The organism is Pseudomonas sichuanensis (assembly GCF_003231305.1).
Classification (GTDB): Bacteria; Pseudomonadota; Gammaproteobacteria; order Pseudomonadales; family Pseudomonadaceae; genus Aquipseudomonas; species Aquipseudomonas sichuanensis.
Map to the genome: position 1 here is coordinate 34,916 of NZ_QKVM01000008.1, position 18,862 is coordinate 53,777.

General features: G+C 58.1%; 18 protein-coding genes and 1 pseudogene. 9 read left to right on the forward strand and 10 right to left on the reverse strand.

The genetic code is table 11. The features are described 5' to 3' along the window. Positions 1 to 192 precede the first annotated feature (192 nt). Positions 193 to 627 carry an Hg(II)-responsive transcriptional regulator gene (gene merR / locus DM373_RS06165; RefSeq protein WP_000429838.1) on the reverse strand — a complete coding sequence of 145 codons (435 nt, stop codon included), beginning with the start codon at positions 625 to 627 and terminating at the stop codon, positions 193 to 195. Between the two features lie 71 nt (positions 628 to 698). Here merR and merT point away from each other — a divergent pair, with 71 nt between their 5' ends. The 6 genes from merT to merE are packed head-to-tail and all read left to right on the forward strand — an operon-like array spanning position 699 to position 3,846. After that, positions 699 to 1,049, forward strand: coding sequence for a mercuric ion transporter MerT (gene merT, locus DM373_RS06170; RefSeq protein ID WP_001294667.1), 351 nt, complete (start codon positions 699 to 701; stop codon positions 1,047 to 1,049). Positions 1,050 to 1,064: 15 nt separating this feature from the next. After that, complete coding sequence (gene merP, locus DM373_RS06175) at positions 1,065 to 1,340, forward strand: mercury resistance system periplasmic binding protein MerP (RefSeq protein ID WP_000735441.1); 276 nt, start codon at positions 1,065 to 1,067, stop codon at positions 1,338 to 1,340. A gap of 2 nt (positions 1,341 to 1,342) precedes the next feature. Then, entirely contained in the window at positions 1,343 to 1,588 is a 246-nt protein-coding gene (merF, locus tag DM373_RS06180) for a mercury resistance system transport protein MerF (RefSeq protein WP_000654684.1), read from the forward strand. Then, positions 1,585 to 3,231: a mercury(II) reductase gene (gene merA / locus DM373_RS06185; RefSeq protein ID WP_000136268.1), complete on the forward strand. Its 1,647-nt coding sequence runs from the start codon at positions 1,585 to 1,587 to the stop codon at positions 3,229 to 3,231. The genes merF and merA overlap by 4 nt, the downstream gene beginning before the upstream one ends. 16 nt (positions 3,232 to 3,247) lie before the next feature. Continuing rightward, a complete protein-coding gene (merD, locus tag DM373_RS06190) occupies positions 3,248 to 3,613 on the forward strand; it encodes a mercury resistance co-regulator MerD (RefSeq protein WP_003465059.1) in 366 nt (121 codons plus the stop codon). Continuing rightward, positions 3,610 to 3,846, forward strand: a complete 237-nt coding sequence (gene merE, locus DM373_RS06195; RefSeq protein ID WP_001087809.1) for a broad-spectrum mercury transporter MerE — start codon at positions 3,610 to 3,612, stop codon at positions 3,844 to 3,846. The genes merD and merE overlap by 4 nt, the downstream gene beginning before the upstream one ends. Positions 3,847 to 3,898: 52 nt before the next feature. On the opposite strand, the gene DM373_RS06200 is transcribed toward merE, so the two are convergent. Genes DM373_RS06200 through DM373_RS06215 form a run of 4 tightly spaced genes read right to left on the reverse strand, consistent with a single transcriptional unit; the run spans position 3,899 to position 8,381 of the window. Beyond that, positions 3,899 to 4,513, reverse strand: a complete 615-nt coding sequence (locus DM373_RS06200; RefSeq protein WP_000904941.1) for a recombinase family protein — start codon at positions 4,511 to 4,513, stop codon at positions 3,899 to 3,901. A gap of 60 nt (positions 4,514 to 4,573) precedes the next feature. Beyond that, positions 4,574 to 5,767, reverse strand: coding sequence for a TniQ family protein (locus tag DM373_RS06205; RefSeq protein ID WP_176601418.1), 1,194 nt, complete (start codon positions 5,765 to 5,767; stop codon positions 4,574 to 4,576). 20 nt (positions 5,768 to 5,787) lie between these two features. Next, the gene (locus DM373_RS06210) at positions 5,788 to 6,696 is read right to left on the reverse strand and encodes a TniB family NTP-binding protein (protein ID WP_013741668.1); all 909 of its coding nucleotides are present in this window, start codon (positions 6,694 to 6,696) and stop codon (positions 5,788 to 5,790) included. A 2-nt stretch (positions 6,697 to 6,698) separates the two neighbouring features. After that, entirely contained in the window at positions 6,699 to 8,381 is a 1,683-nt protein-coding gene (locus DM373_RS06215; RefSeq protein ID WP_011494284.1) for a Mu transposase C-terminal domain-containing protein, read from the reverse strand. Between the two features lie 193 nt (positions 8,382 to 8,574). Here DM373_RS06215 and DM373_RS06220 point away from each other — a divergent pair, with 193 nt between their 5' ends. Continuing rightward, on the forward strand, positions 8,575 to 9,192 hold the full coding sequence (locus DM373_RS06220; protein ID WP_049277571.1) for a recombinase family protein: 618 nt from the start codon (positions 8,575 to 8,577) through the stop codon (positions 9,190 to 9,192). Here DM373_RS06220 and DM373_RS06225 read toward each other — a convergent pair. The 3 genes and pseudogenes from DM373_RS06225 to DM373_RS06240 form a co-directional block, all read right to left on the reverse strand. Beyond that, a pseudogene (locus tag DM373_RS06225) lies at positions 9,107 to 9,382 on the reverse strand (putative ATP-dependent zinc protease); the annotation flags it as partial. The gene DM373_RS06220 and the pseudogene DM373_RS06225 overlap by 86 nt on opposite strands. Positions 9,383 to 9,532: 150 nt before the next feature. Beyond that, the gene (locus DM373_RS06235; protein ID WP_049277576.1) at positions 9,533 to 10,777 is read right to left on the reverse strand and encodes a cyclic di-GMP phosphodiesterase; all 1,245 of its coding nucleotides are present in this window, start codon (positions 10,775 to 10,777) and stop codon (positions 9,533 to 9,535) included. A 74-nt stretch (positions 10,778 to 10,851) separates the two neighbouring features. Continuing rightward, positions 10,852 to 12,174 carry a methyl-accepting chemotaxis protein gene (locus DM373_RS06240; RefSeq protein WP_049277574.1) on the reverse strand — a complete coding sequence of 441 codons (1,323 nt, stop codon included), beginning with the start codon at positions 12,172 to 12,174 and terminating at the stop codon, positions 10,852 to 10,854. A 435-nt stretch (positions 12,175 to 12,609) separates the two neighbouring features. On the opposite strand from DM373_RS06240, the gene DM373_RS29175 reads away from it, so the two are divergent. Next, entirely contained in the window at positions 12,610 to 13,191 is a 582-nt protein-coding gene (locus DM373_RS29175; protein ID WP_244215040.1) for a hypothetical protein, read from the forward strand. Here the strand turns inward: DM373_RS29175 and DM373_RS06250 are convergent. Then, entirely contained in the window at positions 13,100 to 15,673 is a 2,574-nt protein-coding gene (locus tag DM373_RS06250; protein WP_244215041.1) for a DEAD/DEAH box helicase, read from the reverse strand. The two genes, DM373_RS29175 and DM373_RS06250, sit on opposite strands and share 92 nt — an antisense overlap. Positions 15,674 to 16,737: 1,064 nt before the next feature. Here DM373_RS06250 and DM373_RS06255 point away from each other — a divergent pair. Next, positions 16,738 to 17,994, forward strand: coding sequence for an integrase domain-containing protein (locus tag DM373_RS06255; protein ID WP_110992715.1), 1,257 nt, complete (start codon positions 16,738 to 16,740; stop codon positions 17,992 to 17,994). A 198-nt stretch (positions 17,995 to 18,192) separates the two neighbouring features. Here DM373_RS06255 and DM373_RS06260 read toward each other — a convergent pair whose 3' ends face one another. Further along, entirely contained in the window at positions 18,193 to 18,861 is a 669-nt protein-coding gene (locus DM373_RS06260) for a hypothetical protein (protein ID WP_054882003.1), read from the reverse strand. Between the last annotated feature and the right edge of the window lies 1 nt (position 18,862).

Sequence of the window (18,862 nt, forward strand, 5' to 3'; positions counted from 1 at the left end):
CTCTAATCAAGAGGCATCAGAAAGTATTGATTTCAGTGCAGATCGTCTTGGGCGGTGCAATTCGCGATGAAGGGATCGCCGTGGAGAGCGATGAGTGCACTATTTCGATAAAGGAGTCGTTTTACATAGGTCGATGAAGGAGTCGCCTCAGAAAACGGAAAATAAAGCACGCTAAGGCGTAGTTCCCTCGGGCTACACCGCGTCCGCACTGCGCGGTTCTTTCTTCCCTTGCAGTGACGCAATCAGCGGGCAGGAAACGTTCCCCTTCCGCGCATGGCAGGCGCACACCAAATCAGACAGCACGGCCTCCATGCGCGCCAGGTCAGCCATCCTCTCGCGCACGTCCTTGAGCTTGTGCTCGGCCAGGCTGCTGGCTTCCTCGCAATGGGTGCCATCCTCCAGCCGCAGCAGCTCGGCGATCTCATCCAGGCTGAAGCCCAACCGCTGGGCTGATTTCACGAAGCGCACCCGCGTTACATCCGTCTCGCCATAGCGGCGAATGCTGCCGTAAGGCTTGTCCGGTTCCGGGAGCAAGCCCTTGCGCTGATAGAACCGGATGGTCTCCACATTGACCCCGGCCGTCCTGGCGAAAACGCCAATGGTCAGGTTCTCCAAATTGTTTTCCATATCGCTTGACTCCGTACATAACTACGGAAGTAAGCTTAAGCTATCCAATTCAGATTCGAAAGGACAAACGTATGTCTGAACCTCAAAACGGGCGCGGCGCGCTCTTCACTGGCGGGCTGGCCGCCATCCTCGCCTCGGCTTGCTGCCTCGGGCCGCTGGTTCTGATCGCCTTGGGGTTCAGCGGCGCTTGGATCGGCAACTTGACGGTGTTGGAACCCTATCGCCCCATCTTTATCGGCGTGGCGCTGGTGGCGTTGTTCTTCGCCTGGCGGCGCATCTACCGGCCGTCAGCCGCCTGCAAACCGGGTGAGGTTTGCGCGATTCCCCAAGTGCGAGCTACTTACAAGCTCATTTTCTGGGGCGTGGCCGTGCTGGTTTTGGTCGCGCTCGGATTTCCCTACGTCGTGCCATTTTTCTATTGATCACAGGAGTTCACCATGAAAAAGCTGCTTTCCGCCCTTGCCCTCGCTGCCGTTGTTGCCCCCGTGTGGGCCGCCACCCAGACCGTTACGCTGTCCGTACCGGGCATGACCTGCTCGGCCTGTCCGATCACTGTCAAGAAGGCGATTTCCAAGGTCGATGGCGTCAGTAAAGTTGACGTGACCTTCGAGACGCGCGAAGCGGTGGTCACCTTCGATGATGCCAAGACCAGCGTGCAGAAACTGACCAAGGCTACCGAGGATGCGGGCTACCCATCATCAGTCAAGAACTGATCATGAAAGACCCGAAGACACTGCTGCGGGTCAGCATCATTGGCACAACCCTCGTGGCGCTGTGTTGCTTCACCCCTGTTCTGGTCATTTTGCTCGGTGTGGTCGGCTTGTCCGCGCTGACCGGCTATCTGGACTATGTGCTGCTGCCTGCGCTGGCGATTTTCATCGGCTTGACCATCTACGCCATCCAACGAAAACGCCAAGCCGATGCCTGCTGCACCCCGAAATTCAATGGAGTAAAAAAATGACCGAAATCACCGTGAATGGCATGACCTGCACATCCTGCGCCACCCATGTCAAAGATGCTTTGGAAAAGATTCCCGGCGTGAATGCCGCTGTGGTGTCCTATCCAGAAAGCCGCGCGCAAGTCATGGCAGACACCGCCGTGAGCCACAACCAACTGCTGGCCGCCATCGCCGCATTGGGTTATCAAGGCTCGATCCGGGTTGGTGATTTCAAAGATGAACCAAAAATCCGTGATGCACTTGAGGGCGCCGGTTTGCATATCGCCATCATTGGCAGCGGCGGGGCCGCGATGGCGGCGGCGCTGAAGGCCGTCGAGCAAGGCGCGACGGTCACGCTGATCGAACGCGGCACCATCGGCGGCACCTGCGTCAATATCGGCTGTGTGCCGTCCAAGATCATGATCCGCGCTGCCCATATTGCCCATCTGCGCCGGGAAAGTCCGTTCGACGGCGGTATTGCGGCAACTGTGCCTGCGATTGACCGCAGCAAACTGCTGGCCCAGCAGCAGGCCCGTGTCGATGAACTGCGGCACGCCAAATACGAAGGCATCCTGGACGGCAATCCAGCCATCACCGTTTTGCACGGTGAAGCGCGTTTCAAGGACGACCAGAGCCTGGTCGTCCGTTTGAACGAGGGTGGCGAGCGCGAGGTAACGTTCGACCGCTGCCTGGTCGCCACCGGTGCCAGTCCGGCCGTGCCGCCGATTCCGGGCCTGAAAGAGTCACCCTACTGGACTTCCACCGAAGCGCTTGTCAGCGACACCATTCCCGCACGCCTGGCCGTGATCGGTTCGTCGGTGGTGGCGTTGGAACTGGCGCAAGCCTTTGCCCGGCTCGGCAGCCAGGTCACGATCCTGGCACGCAGCACCTTGTTCTTCCGGGAAGACCCGGCCATCGGCGAGGCCGTGACAGCCGCTTTCCGCGCCGAGGGCATCGAGGTGCTGGAGCACACGCAAGCCAGCCAGGTCGCCCATGTGAACGGCGAATTCGTGCTGACCACCGGACACGGTGAATTGCGCGCTGACAAGTTGCTGGTTGCCACCGGTCGGGCACCGAATACGCGCAGCCTCGCGCTGGACGCGGCGGGGGTCACTGTCAATGCGCAAGGGGCCATCGTTATCGACCAAGGCATGCGCACGAGCAACCCGAACATCTACGCGGCCGGCGACTGCACCGACCAGCCGCAGTTCGTCTACGTGGCAGCGGCCGCCGGCACCCGTGCCGCGATCAACATGACCGGCGGCGACGCAGCCCTCAATCTGACCGCGATGCCGGCAGTGGTGTTCACCGACCCGCAAGTCGCCACCGTGGGCTACAGCGAGGCGGAAGCGCACCACGATGGCATCGAGACCGACAGTCGCACGCTGACACTCGACAACGTTCCGCGAGCGCTTGCCAACTTCGACACACGCGGCTTCATCAAGCTGGTCATCGAGGAAGGTAGCGGACGGCTCATCGGCGTGCAGGCGGTGGCCCCGGAAGCGGGCGAACTGATCCAGACGGCGGTGCTCGCCATCCGCAACCGCATGACGGTGCAGGAACTGGCCGACCAGTTGTTCCCCTACCTGACAATGGTCGAGGGGTTGAAGCTTGCGGCGCAGACCTTCAACAAGGACGTGAAGCAGCTTTCCTGCTGCGCTGGATAAAAAAAGGAGGTTTTCAATGAGCGCCTACACCGTGTCCCGGCTGGCCCTTGATGCCGGGGTGAGCGTGCATATCGTGCGCGACTACCTGCTGCGCGGATTGCTGCGTCCGGTGGCGTGCACCCCGGGCGGCTATGGCCTGTTCGATGATGCCGCCTTGCAACGGCTGTGCTTCGTGCGGGCGGCCTTCGAGGCGGGCATCGGCCTGGACGCGCTGGCGCGGCTGTGCCGGGCGCTGGATGCTGCGGACGGCGATGAAGCGGCCGCGCAGCTTGCCGTTCTGCGTCAGTTCGTCGAGCGTCGGCGCGAAGCGTTGGCCGATCTGGAGGTGCAGTTGGCCACCATGCCGACCGAGCCGGCACAGCACGCGGAGAGTCTGCCATGAACAGCCCCGAGCGCTTGCCGTCCGAGACGCACAAACCGATCACCGGCTACCTGTGGGGCGCGCTGGCCGTGCTCACCTGTCCCTGCCATTTGCCGATTCTCGCCATTGTGCTGGCCGGCACGACGGCCGGCGCGTTCATCGGAGAGTACTGGGGTATCGCAGCCCTCACGCTGACCGGTTTGTTCGTCCTGTCTGTGACACGACTGCTGCGGGCCTTCAAAGATCGATCATGAGCGCTTCCCATTGAGACAAACCACGCTGTCGCTACGTTGCCTCATGCCGGCATCAAATTCGGCTGAGTAGCTTCTCGCCATCTGGACGTAGCTCACCCTTGGGTGAAACATGCCGATACAGGGTCTGCCGCGTGACGCCAAGTTCCTGGCACAGGTCGCCGACCTTGGTCTCTGGCTGACCCATTGCCGCCATCGCCAGCCGCAGCTTGGCGGCGGTCATCTTGAACGGCCGGCCGCCTTTCCGCCCGCGCGCGCGGGCCGAGGCTAGGCCGGCAATCGTGCGCTCCGCGATCAACTCGCGCTCGAACTCGGCCAGGGCGGCGAAGATGCCAAAGACCAGCTTGCCGGCGGCGGTCGTGGTGTCGATGGCCGCGCCGTGCCCGGTTAATACCTTCAAGCCGATGCCGCGCCCAGTCAGGTCGTGCACGGTGTTGATGAGATGTCGCAGGTCGCGTCCGAGCCGATCCAGTTTCCACACGACCAGTGTGTCGCCAGTTCGCAACGCCTTCAGGCAGCTCGTCAAGCCGGGCCGATCCTCGCGCATGCCGGATGCCTGGTCCTCGTAAAGATGTACTGGATCGACCCCGGCGGCAATCAGCGCGTCGCGCTGCAAATCGGTAGCCTGGGAGCCGTCCGCCTTCGATACCCGCATGTAGCCTATCAGCATGTCGTACCTGTCACATATACGTTCGATTATGTGACAGTTTGCATCGGGAAGCTCTGCACGTCAAAATTTGTCACTTAACCCGTCATTCTGTCTAAGGCATGCAAAGGGTAGGCTAGGCTCATAATGTGACAGAAATTCCGGGGGGATGCCTTCCTTCGCGAAGGTGGCGCGCAACTGTTCCAAGGAAGCGGGGTCGCGCCGACCATAGGAAGCCAACGCGAACAGCGAGCGTGCCGTCTCGGGGTTGTGTCGTGCTTCAATGATGGCCTCATCAATGGCCTGGATTGCACGCTGCCAGTGATCGACGGGTTCGGGCTTCGGCGCTTTCGCCGGCAGGCCACTGGTGAACCCGGTTTGGGGCTCGGACCAGAATAGCTTTGCGTGCTCGCCTGGCGGGCTTATATCCCTCACCTCAATCAAGCTGATTGCCGTTGCCGCCGCCTCCAGCATCTGCAACCGTACTGCCGGGTTCAGGGTTTCATACGGTCGCCACAGACTTTGCCCAGCACGCAGCGGATGCCCGCAGCATTCCCAGATTTGGCGGAGATACCCCGCGTAGGTGCCGCACGTCGAAAGCGGGGTGTTCAGCTCATCGAGCAGCGTGCGTAGCAGCCTAAACCACAATCCGGCGTGGATGCGTCGGCGCGGCAACTCCACGTGGCCGGTCGTCAGTGCCTGCCAGGTACGCTGGTCCATCGCCGCAATCGCGTCGCTGGCAGTGCGCGGTTCGGCGTCGGCGTTCTCCCAGCCGAGAAACCGCCCTGGCACGCCCCAATAGGATTCCAGCCAGCAGCCATGCAGTGGGCAGCTCAGCATCAGGGGCAGCTTCCACGCGAGCAGTACGGCTTGGTTCTCCGGATCGTTCAGGCAGAGCGGACAGGCGCGGTGTATCGGTTGGGTGGGCAGCCAGGCACGCCAGCTCGTGATGGATCGCGTCTTACGGCGGAGTCTCGGCAGCAGTACCGAGAGCTGGAACGCATAGGTTTCCAATGCGGCTGGAATCTGATCATCAAGGCTGTCCAGTAGCCAAGGCACCCAGCCGGCGAAACTCATGCAGCGCAGCCGATCCAGCTCGATACCGCTCCGCTGGGAGAGCATCGCCAGCAGCGCCAGTGGTGGCGCGGTGTCCAGGTCATCAACCTGGCCGTGACCAAGATCGTGCTCCAGCAGCTCGGACACTTCCATGTGATAGCAAAGGGCCACGCGGTTGAGCCACGAAGACAGGGCTTCGGCTTCCCTGGGTGCCGGATGCAGTGGCCAGCGTGGCGCTGGCTTCACATCAGTTCCCGCTCGAATTGCCGCCGCCGCTCGCTGGGACCGGTGTAATCGGCCATGCTGAGCGTGCGGTGGTTGATCGCTTCCTCACCACTCTCCACGGCGGCCACGGCCGCCGCCATCAAAAGGTGCGCCAGCTCGCCAATAGTGCCCTCGCTGCGCGTGAGCAGGTAGCGAGCCATGTCCAGCGTGGCAATCGACGAAGGTCGCCGCAGCGGGAGCGAAGCCGCGAAGCTGGCCAGCAGTGAACAGCAATCGTCGTTGGCCTCCCACACCGGCAGCATCATCGGCTCGAAGCGATTTTCCAACTGGTCATCCGAGCGGATGGCCAGGTAGGCGTCGCGTGTGCCCACACCGACCAGCGGGATGCGCAATTCGTTGCCGAGGAAGCGCAGCAGGTTGAGGAATTCCCGGCGGTTGACGCTGTTGCCGGCCAGGACGTTGTGCAGCTCGTCGATCACCAGCAAACGCACACCGAGCTTGCGCAGCAGTGTCAGCGCCAGTTGCTCTATTTCCGGCAGCCGTGGGCGCGGTCGCAATGGTGCTCCCATCGCCGCGAGCAGCGCGACGTAGAAGCGGATCACCGATGGCTCGGACGGCATCTGCACGACCAATACCGGGATGTGCTCCTGGTCGGCGTCGGAGCTGGCCGGGTGGGCGCGGCGGAACTTCTCGACGATCATCGACTTGCCGTTGTTGGTTGGACCGACCAACAGCAGGTTGGGCATGCGTTGTTTGTTTGGCCACGTATACAGGGCTTCCAGCCGGTTCAACGCCTCGACTGCTCGCGGATAGCCGATCCAGCGGTCGGCGCGAAGGCGATGGATGCGCTCGTCCGCCGGGAGACGGGCCAAGCCCTGGGCCGCCGGCAGCAGGTGGGACAGGTCGATGATGGGATATTCGTCCACGGCTACCACTCCTCAATCTGGTCGAACGGTTTGGCAGGTGGCTGGTTGTCCGCCTGCGGGTCTGCCATGTCCGTGTCCGCTGGTGGCGTGGTTTTGACAGGTTGTTCCGTTGACTTGAGATGCTGGCGTCGATCCGCGTCGCGCCGCGCCTTGCGCGTGGCTTTCTGCGCAGTGGTCACGATTTCGCGCATCTGCCCGATCATGCGGAACAGCGCCGACTCATCCACCTGTTCGCGCCCTTGCTGCCGCAATTTCGCCAGCGCCTGCCGTTGTTCCCAGAGGGTGACAGCCGGGTGCGACAAGGTACGGTATGGAATTTCCAGATAGTGCTGCCCCTCCGGCTCCAGCACCCAAATGCGGCTGATGTCGCGTGGGTCGCGCCGGATCAGGAACGCAGGCAGGCGGTCGCGCCGAGCTATCCACGGCTTGAGCGCATCGGCGTAGTAGTGGATGTGGTCGATGACGAAGCCAGTGCGGGTCAGGGTGCGGCGGAGGACGGGCAGGAAATCGACCAGAAAAGCCGTGGTGCGAGTGATGACGGTTGGAACGCCGGTACGCGCGACAGCTTCGGCCCAGCGTGCGGCCGGCGGTTGGAGCAGGCCGTTGTGCACGGAGCCGTGATAGGTGCCAACCGCCAATGCGAGCCAGCGTTCCAGCTCGCGCAGTGTCAGGGCGGCCATCTTCTCGGAGGCGTATTCCCCGCGCTGGTCAGGGTTGGAGAAGGTCGTCCCCGGCAATTCGTCGTGGATCATTTGCATCGCCGTGCCGATGATCCGTTCCACGATGCCGCCATAGTGCGGCTGCCCGAGAGGCCGATAGTCCAACCGGATGCCATGCTGCTCGCAGCCACGGCGTAGCGCCTCGCTCTTGAATTCGGCCGCGTTGTCCAGGTAGAGCAGCGCGGGCTTGCCGCTCATCGGCCAGTCCATTTCCACGTCCAACCTTTCCAACCAAGGGCGCTTGTCGCAACCGGCGTGTGCGAGGCACAGGCCGACCGAGACGGCAGATGGCGCTTCTAACGTGACCACCATGCCAACCACGCAGCGGGTGAACACGTCGATGGCGAGGGTCAGGTACGGACGGCCAATCGGTTGCCGGTCGCGCTCGTCCACCACGATCAGGTCGATGACTGTGTGGTCGATCTGTACCTGCTCCAGCGGTGCGGAGACTGGCGGAGGAACACCGCCAACACCTTGCAGGATGCGGGACGCATCCTGGCCTTCCCGAAGTCGAGTGGTCTTGAGTGGATCAAGGCTGGCGATCCGCAACGCGACCGTGTTGCGCGCCGGCATCCGCAGCTTTTGCAGCTTGCACACCCGCGCAACTTCACGGTGGAACGCCGCCAAGCTGCGCTTCTGCTTGGTCAGGAAGCGCTTTTGCAGTAGCTCGCGGATGATTCGTTCGACCGACTCCGGCAAGCGGCCTTTACCTTTGCCACCGCTCGACTGTCCAAGAGCCAAATCAGTGACCAGCCCCGAACCTTGCCGGGCACGGCGGATCAGGACGTAGACCTGCCGCCGGGACAGACCCAGCGCCTGGGCTGCTGCGTCGGCCGCTTCATGCCCGACCGTCTCCGACTGCGCCAACGGCCCAATGATCTCCGCGCGGCAGCGAGCACGCTCCCATGCCTGTTCTGACAGGGTGGCTACGCCGCGCTCGGCAATCGGTACGGTATCGGTCGCCATGCTCGCCTCGCTTTGGTGCACACGAGTATTGAGCATAGACGAGTTTCGTGCAGAGGAGTCCTGATATCGGGCTGTCAGGAGCCGTATGCACAGCAGGCTTCATGTCTCGTTGATTGGTGCAGTCGTCTTCTGAAAATGACATCCCGATGCAAACTGTCACATAATCGAACGTATTTGTGACAATGGGGGCGGTATGCTGATCGGCTACATGCGGGTATCGAAGGCAGACGGCTCCCAGACAATTACTCTGCAACAAGATGCTTTGATTGCTGCCGGAGTGGCAGCTGCACATCTGTATGAGGACATGGCTTCGGGACGGAAAGATGATCGGCCCGGATTGGCCGCGTGTCTGAAGGCCCTGCGTGAAGGCGATACCTTGGTGGTTTGGAAGCTCGATCGACTAGGGCGTAACCTTCGCCACTTAATTAACACTGTCCACGACCTTACCGCGCGTAGCGTAGGACTGAAGGTGCTTACCGGCCACGGTGCGGCCATCGACACTACTACTGCGGCGGGAAAGCTGGTGTTCGGGATTTTCGCGGCACTGGCAGAGTTCGAGCGGGAGTTGATTTCTGAGCGGACGGTCGCCGGGCTCGTCTCGGCGCGTGCTCGCGGCAGGAAAGGGGGGCGCCCGTTCAAGATGACCGCTGCCAAACTACGCCTAGCGATGGCGGCCATGGGACAGCCGGAAACCAAGGTGTCGGATTTGTGTGAAGAGCTGGATATTACCCGTCAGACGCTCTATCGACATGTCTCGCCCAAGGGCGAGCTGCGGCGTGACGGAGCGAAACTACTGGAGAGAGCCCAATGAGTTGCTCAGAATCCTGATTCTCAAGAGTATGACGCCCGATCAGAACGGGGTAGTTCATCTTGCCTTGATTCTTCAAGGAGAACTGCTCGTTATAGATCTGGTCTCCAATGCAAATAGTCATCTGCACCACCGGTTGGTGCTCGGCGCCACCGGCACCCCGGACTTTTAAATTACGCTCAACCTTATGCTCGAACGGACAAGTTGTTTTACCTTCTGTCCATTATGGTTCACCCTCAGTCACGCAAGCGGCTGAACACATAGCCGTGATCTTTTTGTGAGGTATGGCAGGCAAAGCAGGCGGTTGTCGCGTTGGTCCTCACGACGCGATTGCCGTCGATGTTTAATCGAAATGCGACCTCTTGCTGGCGGGGAGGCCCGACCATAGCTCCTCGATGTTCTTGAAACCCCAGTCGCTAGCCGACTCGCGGCCGACGATCTTGTCACGACCGGCCAGTTTGCTAAGATCAACCAGTTCCTGGGCAATGGGCATTTTCGTGCGGGTCGAGAAGAACACCTTGACCATGGGTGTCAGCAGTGAACTCTTGTGCTGCTCCATGATGACGCCGAGACGCCCACTTTCTAAGCGCACCAAGGCGCCAACCGGGTAGATGCCCACCGACTTGACGAAGGCCTGGAACACCTGGTCGTCGAAGTGTCCCTTCCATTCAGCCATCTTGCGAATCGCTATGGCGGGATCCCAGCCCCTCTTGTAGGGGCGCTCCGACGTGATCGCGTCATACACGTCACACACCGCGCCCATGCGCGCGAACAGACTGATTTGCTCACCGACCAGGCGATAGGGGTAGCCGGAGCCATCGACCTTCTCATGATGGTGCAGGCAAACGTCGAGCGTGAGCGCGCTGACCTGGCGGCTTTTCAGCAACATCCTGCCGCCCGCTCTGGGATGGCTGCGCATGATGCTGAACTCGGCGTCGGTCAGTTTGTCAGGCTTATTGAGGATCGCATCCGGTATGGACACCTTGCCGATGTCGTGCAGGAGGCCGGCCAAGCCTGCCTCCCGGACTTGGTCGGCCGACAGGCCAAGCTGGCGGGCCAGGGCAATCATCAATGCACACACCGCCACAGAGTGCATGTAGGTGTATTCGGCGGAAGTCTTCAGACGTGCCAGGCTGATTAAGGCATTGGGGTGACGCAGTACCGAGTCGGAAACTTCCTCCACCAGCGCCGCGACGTGCTCCAAGTTGATAGCTTGGCCCATGCGCGCCTCGTTGAACATCTCGACAATGGCGACTTTGGAGCGGGCGCAGAGCTTGAGGGCACGTGACAGCTCTTCAGTCATCCCGGCTAGAGGCGGCAGCGCCGTGTTGTCCACGGCTAGCAATCGGGCTTCGGTTTCAACCTCAACTTCTTCGAGCGTATTGCTTGCCTGGCCTTGGGCAGTGTCCTGCCCCTTGCTGGTGTCGATCCATAGCGTCGTCACATTGGATTTGAGGATGCGCTGTCGATCGTGCTCGCTATGGAGCAACCAACGCGCTCTCCAGAAAGGGTGGTCCATCCATGAACCACAAAGCTCATGGATGTACATGCCGAGGCGGACCTCGGTAACCGCGATACGTTTCAGCACGATGAAGATCTCCCCATAGGATTTGACCACACGTCTGTTATGCGCAGTGCCGATGATCCGGCTGTTCGTGAGTTCTACCGGGTATGACCATGCTCCTTGGCCAGCATACTCACCGCCTGCACCGCATTGCTGGCACCGTCGCTAATTTGCTGGATCACCGCGCCCGCCTGATCCGCCAGGTCGACGCCTTTAGTGGCCCGGTCACGGGTGCCTTCCATGCTCTTGATGGCTAGCTGTGTTTCGTTCTGGATCATGCCAATCATCCCGGAAATCTCCGCCGTCGAGCCACTGGTGCGTGCGGCCAACTGACGGACTTCATCGGCCACCACCGCAAAGCCGCGACCTTGTTCACCCGCTCGAGCGGCTTCGATAGCAGCGTTCAAAGCCAACAGGTTGGTCTGATCGGCAATTCCGCGGATGGTGTTGACGATGGTGGTGATCTGCTCGGAGCGTTCGCCAAGTTTGGTGATGAGGGCTGACGAACCTTCGATATTCGAGGCAATCTCCCGCATTTCACTCGCTGCTTGTTGGATCACCGTGGAGCCATGTTCAGCCGCTTGGCGTGTCTCGACCGAGATGTGATACGCCTCGCTAGCGCTCTGAGCGTCCTGCGCATGCTTCTCCATCTTGGCGGTGATGTCTGTAGCAAACTTCACCACTTTGCATAACCGTCCGCTAGCGTCATACACCGGGTTGTAGTTAGCTTCCAGCCACAAGGTTTGCCCGCGCTTGCCTACCCGTTCGAATTGCCCACTGAAAAACTCGCCCTGATTCAGGCGTCGCCAGAAGTCCTGGTACTCGCTGCCGTTGGCCAGTGCTGGACGGCAGAACAGTTTGTGATGTTTGCCCTTGAGTTCGGCCAGACTGTAACCGACCACATCCAAGAAGTTCTGGTTGGCGTCAATAATGCTGCCGTCCAGATTGAACTCGATGATGGCCATGGACCGGTCTATGGCCTGCAACTTATTTTTGGCTTCACTCTCCTGTTGTACCCACAAGGTGACGTCAAGGGCATACTTAACCACCTTCACCACGTTACCAAGCTCGTCCTTGACCGGGTTATAGCTGGCTTCCAGCCAGATCGTCTGGCCATTGCCGGCAATTCGCTCGAAGGTGCCCGACTCGAACTGGCCGGCGTTGAGACGGGACCATAATTGTGAGTACTCGCCACTGCGGGCATAGGCAGGCGTGCAGAATTGGCGGTGCGGCTGGCCGAGCACTTGCTCCAGGCGATAGCCCATGGTCTTTAAAAAGTTGTCGTTGGCCCGGAGGACGATGCCATTGAGGTCGAATTCGACTACCGCCATGGAGCGGTTGATGGCTTCGAGCAGACTGGCTTGCTGGGCGATGGTTTGTTGCAGGGCGCTGATATTTTTTTTATTAGAATTGAATAGCACGATGGCAATAGCTCTGAAGTGGAAACCGATGAAAGTCCGTCCATAGTGATCGCGCTTGCCAACCAAAAAACCTTGCTCATCGGTGTAAGCGGCTCAATGTCTCCGTCCATGGTTACCGTTGCAAGATGCTGAATGTTGGAAGTTTATGCAACGACTATTAGTGTCTATTTGCTACCACTCGTGTCCTGCAAGACGCTATTAGCATGAAATGTCCATCTGGCGGCATGCCATAGCTGTCAGTACCCCAGATTGACTAGCGTCAGGTTACTCATTTTCCTGACACACCTTTGCCTACAAATTTGCGAGTGGTGGGGTGGGGCTCGGATGTACATGACCTATAGAGATCCTCTCGTGCCAGCCCATGAGTCCGCAACAGCGAGGGCTTCCTCAGTAGTGCAATCGACTTCTGACCTTAGGTGCAATCGACTTCTGAAAATGACACTGGAATCGGCGTACCAAAAACGACCGTTTATTGGACGGATGCGCTCGTCAATTTCAGGCGCTGAAAGCGACCGAAACCGAACCCCAGAATATTTTTCCTCGCTCAACATTTCCTTCAGCAGCTCAGCACCTGAGCTGAATGGAGGAATGACCATGAAGCAGAGTTTCCACGCACATTTTGATCGGGACTTGACCAAGGCCGGTTCGGCAATTCTCAGGGAGGCAGTGCGGCGCGGGCTTCTCAGTCAGCACGAGGCCATGATCCACGACCAGCAATGGGCGCAGTTTAGTGCTTATGCCAACGAGTCTCATGAGGTAGACATCTTGGAATTCGTCAATAAAAAATTGGTGAGGGAGTACGGGGAAGAGCTCTATATCCAGACATACCAAGGAAATCTCCCACTGCAAAGCGTGTCGGGCCTGCTTGAGACTGTATATGTAGTGATGGGCTTCGCAACTAATGGGCACTGGAAAGGCGCAGCGGCTAACGTCGGTAGCCGTCTTGGCTTTCCAAGCTATGCACGGATTCCCGGATTGCCACCAGGTCAGCGATTTCGCCTTTGCCATCATCGTTGAAGACGATCGAGTAGTCGTCAGCGATCTTGGCGAAGGTGAAGCCTTGTACGGAGTCCGTACGTCGCTCCGCACGCATGGACTCTTGATGGATTTTCGTCGTTCCCCAATTCCAGGGTTCGAGCAAGCCGGCAGGCAGTTTTACATCCACGCTGTTGAGCGAGTACTGACGGTAGTTGCCCTGCACCATGGAACCGTCAACCTTGAGCAATACAAGCGGCTCTCCATCCAAGTATGAGTCCAATGGCATTTCGTGTGGGTAAAGGATCTTCACACCAGGGCAAGAGGTCTTGTATCCGTCCTCCAACAACTTGACTGCGATGGTAGTGAGGCGACGTTCCCCACCGTCGTTACCCGCAACCAAGACGGGAATATCCAGCGTCCGCGCGCCGTTGTATTCAGGCTTACCAAGCTCGACATCGAGAAGGTTGAAGGTCTCTCCCTGAAAATAAAGCGAGATCCTTTGCTCGTTTTCGATCGCAATCGACACAGGCCAGTCGGCGTAAAACAGGCCTTCTGGCCATCTGCCCCTGATTTGCTCAACACGCATGACATTTTTGAGTACGTCGGCAGGATCGATGGTGTCGTCGTTGAGCTTGACCGACATGCGCTTGCACCACTCGACCCAATAGTTGATCGGAGAGGAGTTCATCTCCCAGATCTTGCCTTTGTGCGAGCAGCCCACGGTGGTTCGTTCTCCATCCTCAAAACCGGTGGCGAAGATGTTGGATTTTGTCGCGTTGCCCGTCTCGATGTCGTTGATCACTTGATTGATATCGCGCCCCACGTGCATCGTGAACCGCAGGTCTTTCCGCGCGCGGGATAGGCCAACGTTCTGCAGCTTCATAAGCTTGATATCGTGAAGCGTACGGAAGGTCGGCTCACCATTGATGCGACGAGGGTCTTTGGCCACCAGGTTGAGAAAGCGAGTTGCCTGGGTGTCGTCACCTGAGGCGTGAAGGAAGAGGGTTTTCTGCGCCTTGTTATAGAAAGCGATGTACAGATTCCAGTTGGTGTCGACGATTTCTTCGGTCTGAGCCCACCCAACCAGCGTCTCTCGCCGAGTCACTACAATGACTGTATCGGCCTGGTCGTTGATCGAGATGTACTGCAGTGTCTCTCTACGCCCATCCAGACCCTGCGCACGCTGTGGTGTCCAGTCGTTGGGGGAGACGTGATACGCCACGGCGCTGATTTTGGGGTTCGGGTTCAGCCCAAAAATCACTTGGGCATCGTCCCCATCGGCAAACTGCTCGTTGAAGTCCGCCTTCTCAATTTCCCGGCTGACCTTTTGCTCGCTCACGTCGCGAATGACTGCACCCCAGTCAGCACTCTCCTTATAAAGGGCTGCCATTTGGTGGTCGGTCTTCTGGTTAGCGATGTTTGCCACGAACTTGGCATCACCAAGGGCCGCATCTACCCTCGTCAGCCGGCCAATGAACTGAAGCGTCACCGCAGGGCTTTGGTGTTGATCATGAATGGCGGCGATTTTGAGCTCGGGCAGATCGAAACCTTCGCCAAGCATGTCCACGCAGACGATGATCCGGTGCTTTTTCTTGACGATCTCCGCCATTACCCTGGCTTGGTTCGGCACCTTGCTGTGGATCAACACTGGCGTGAGGTCGGCGTGCTGCTTATAAATTTCAAACAGGTCTGTCGCCCGCTTGTGCGACTTGGCCCGCACCATCATTAAATGGTTGAAGCCGGCCTTGAGGTCAGTCCTGAGCAGCTCAACGGCCTTGTCTGCGATGGCCTGATCGGACAGTTTGAGGTTGTACTCTCGTACCGGATGGAACTCGATACCTTTGAAATAGCCGTCAAGCTGCGCATCCCGAAGCGGGTAGTTGAAGATGATCTTGCCAGCCAGAGCCAGACCATCCTCCCGGAATGGCGTCGCTGTGAACTGAATACAAGGTTTGCCCCTGAAGGCTGTTTTGATTCGGTTCCAACTGGCTGCCGCGACATGGTGAGCCTCATCGATCATCAAGTGACTGCACATGTTCACCAGTGCCCCCAAGGCGGCGTCCTCAAATAACAGCAAAGCCTGGGGAGTGGCCACAATGATGTTGGCAGTAGCCAATTCAGCAACCTGCTCCTCAGACAGCTTCGAATCGATGGCTGCAACAATGGGATTGCGCGCCGTGTCCGATACTGCCCCCACGGTACGAAGCGTCTTCATCTCCGTGCACTTGCCCACTAACTGCGTCCTGAGGGCGTCCGAGGGAACCAGGATCAATGTTCTAGCCATCCTCGCAGCGATGATCAGCGCGAGCATGGTGTCGGTCTTCCCTGTGCCGGTGGGCATGACCACTGTAGCGGTCGAGGAGGGGTCGACCACCAGGTGCCCCAGGGTGGCATAAAGCGCAGCCAGTTGCGGCTTTCGCAGCCCGGGTGCGTTCGTCCTGGGATCGTCGAGACTGAAATTGAAGAGATGGTTTTGCCAGCTCTGGTACACATCCGAATGCGTTATCACTACGTCGTCCATGGCGATTACCTGAGAGTAGAAAGGGCTTCTGGCTAGGGTGGCGAAATGGTAGCACGCCTCTACCGCCTGCATGACCTGACCGCCTTAGACATAAGGACCAGACCGGTCGAGCTCCGGCGCAGAGTTGTCGAACTGTAGAGGCCGCTTCTGGCCGATTGCTGCCTTCCACAGCATGATCACCGGTCAGCAATCAACAAACCAGTTGTAGAAATGGTATCCCGCGCTAACAGACACAGCACATGTACCCAGCGTCAATAGAGGCCACTGTCCTTCGACACCAAGCCACCACTGCACCTTGAACAGAAAAGCTCCTACCAACACGCAGGCCAGAACACCAAGAGCCAGGCCAACCAAAGCGAACAGCCGAGCCCCTAACCCTGGATTTCCGCCGTGCCAGTTCTCACTCAGGCAAAAGGGGCAATGATTGGACGAAGGCGAATACCCCCTGAAACCACGGCTATATGACGCTCTCGGAACCATCGCTTTGCCACAGTTGTGGCAGGTAACCATCGAGTGTCTCATACCGCACCTCAGCTCAAATCGTCCTAGATGAGCCCATGGTGCGCTACCGCGGAAAAAACCCAACCGCGTGACCTGACATCTACCCAGCACCCGGTCTGAGCTGGCCATCAAACCCTCCTGGCCTGATAACCGAGATTATGCCGTACACGACCGACTCTATTGAATGCTCCCTGGTGGTTGACTGGCCTCGCCCGGTCGCAAAATGATAATTCAGGACGCCAGTTCAACTCCTCAAATAGCCGCTCATCGGAAATACGTGCACGGGGGCACCTATGGGGGCATATAATAATAAATCTATAAATAAATCCATTTAAAACAATATCTTATGTATAGATTTTAAATCCCCCCGGCTCCACCAAACTTACATCTAAAGACGTCCACGGACGTCTTTTTTTGTGCCTGAAAACCAGTAAATACGGGGCTTTCAGCGCCATCTGCGTCCACGGACATCCATGAGCAGCCACGCTTTCTGGCATTCCAAATGGCATTCCAAGCCCATAAGTGCTAATTTTTGGAATGCCAAATCCCATCCTGGAATGCCAATGTGCGCACAAGCTACTCGCCTCTCTGAGCTCAAAATCAAATCTGCCAAGCCTTCTGAAAAGGACTACGTCCTGTTTGACGGCGGCGGACTTCAAATGCGAGTGAGAAGCAATGGCTCTAAGCTATGGAACTTCAACTATCGACACCCCGTGACGAAGAAGCGGATCAACATGGGCTTAGGTACCTTCCCTGAAGTCTCGTTAGCGCAGGCACGAAAGGGCTCCATTGCAGCGAGGGAAGTACTTGCCCAAGGCCTCGATCCTAAAGAGCAACGAGATGTAGTGCTGCAAGCAAAGCAAGCTGAAACTGAGTACACATTTCAGAATGTTGCGACGTCCTGGTACGAACTGAAGAGGGATGCAGTGACACCAGCTTATGCCGAGGACATCTGGCGCTCGTTGACGTTGCACGTTTTTCCGGATTTGGGCACCACACCGATCTCAGCCATCAGCGCACCACAAGTCATCAACCTGCTTCGGCCACTCGAAACCAAAGGTAGTCTTGAAACAGTTAAACGGCTATCACAGCGACTCAACGAGATCATGACCTACGGGGTCAACTCGGGACTGATTCACGCAAACCCGCTTAGTGGGATTCGATCCGTCTTCAAGAAGCCGAAAAAGAAGAATATGGCGGCGCTTGCTCCCGATGAGCTGAAAGAACTCATGGTGGCAATTGCCAATGCCAGCATAAAAAGGACCACGCGCTGCCTTATCGAATGGCAGCTCAACACCATGACCCGCCCAGCAGAGGCAGCCACCACTCGCTGGGCGGACATCGACTTCGAGAAGAAGATCTGGACGATTCCTGCTGAGCGCATGAAGAAACGCCGCATACATATCGTGCCGCTCACAGATCAAGCACTGGCACTGCTGGAGGCAATCAAACCATACAGCGGACACCGGGAGTATGTATTTCCTGCCGACCGAGACCCTCGAACCCATTGCAACAGCCAGACCGCCAACATGGCGCTAAAGCGCATGGGCTTCGAAGGTCGGTTGGTGAGCCATGGCATGCGCTCAATGGCTAGCACTATTCTCAACGAACACGGCTGGGATCCTGAGTTGATCGAGGTTGCGCTTGCCCACGTAGATAAAGACGAGGTCCGCAGCGCCTATAACCGAGCCGAATATATAGAACGCAGACGTCCAATGATGGCCTGGTGGAGCGAACACATCCAACAGGCTGCTACCGGCAACCTATCTGCGTCGGCAATCAGAGAAATTCGAGATAAAAACGTTGTTTCGATACGCTGATCAAAGGGCCTCCTACCGAGAGGAGCCAAGCCCCTCCCGATCTTTGCTTGAAATTCAACCTTTGGATAGGAACCGCACGGCCATAGATTTTCTCTGAGTATGCCAAAAGCGAAACAGGAACGAGCTCATTGGATTCACTCAAACTTTCAAGGGAAATAAATATAGCCCTGGAGTAATACCAGATCATCCCTAGCTGATCTAGCGTTTCGCCTGCAGGGCGTTCTCGATACTGCTCAAGATAAATGGCGTGAGTGGGCCGCTGATCTTACAGGCGGCTGAACGTGAAAACCCTATCTGGCCTTTAACTCCTTTGTAGACGACTTCATAGGAGGCAGCTTCAACTAGGAAATCAGCTAACCCCAGTAGTTTCACATTCTCTGTATTGATACCCTCTTTGGATGCCAACTCAATCCGAGCGAGCGAATTGGCTCTAGGAATCGCTCCTGAAACTTTCAGGCTGTTTAGGGTTTTGCTAGTGGCTTTTTCCAAGGCCGCCTGTACCAACCTGTCACTGATGACGATCTGCTCACAAGCAAAGCCAAACCCCACAGCAGCCTCCAGCGCGTTCAACATTTCACGTATTGACCTTGCTGGACTCTCAATCCGGAAGATGGTGAAGCCCTCGTTGAGGACAGTAACATACTGGGAGTTGACGGTAGCGACCTGCTGATACTCATAATTCCCATCACTATCCAGGCGGACAGCATTGATAGTAGATGGCCAGATATAGCGAAAGGTCGACTCGCTTGCGTCGCACAGAAAGCCTGTTGTGCTGGCATTGTCGTAACCTACGTCTCGTAGTTTGGTGAAGAACTCAGCCACAGAGTAGGGTAGGCGAACCTGATACCACTTGTAGCGTGAAATCATA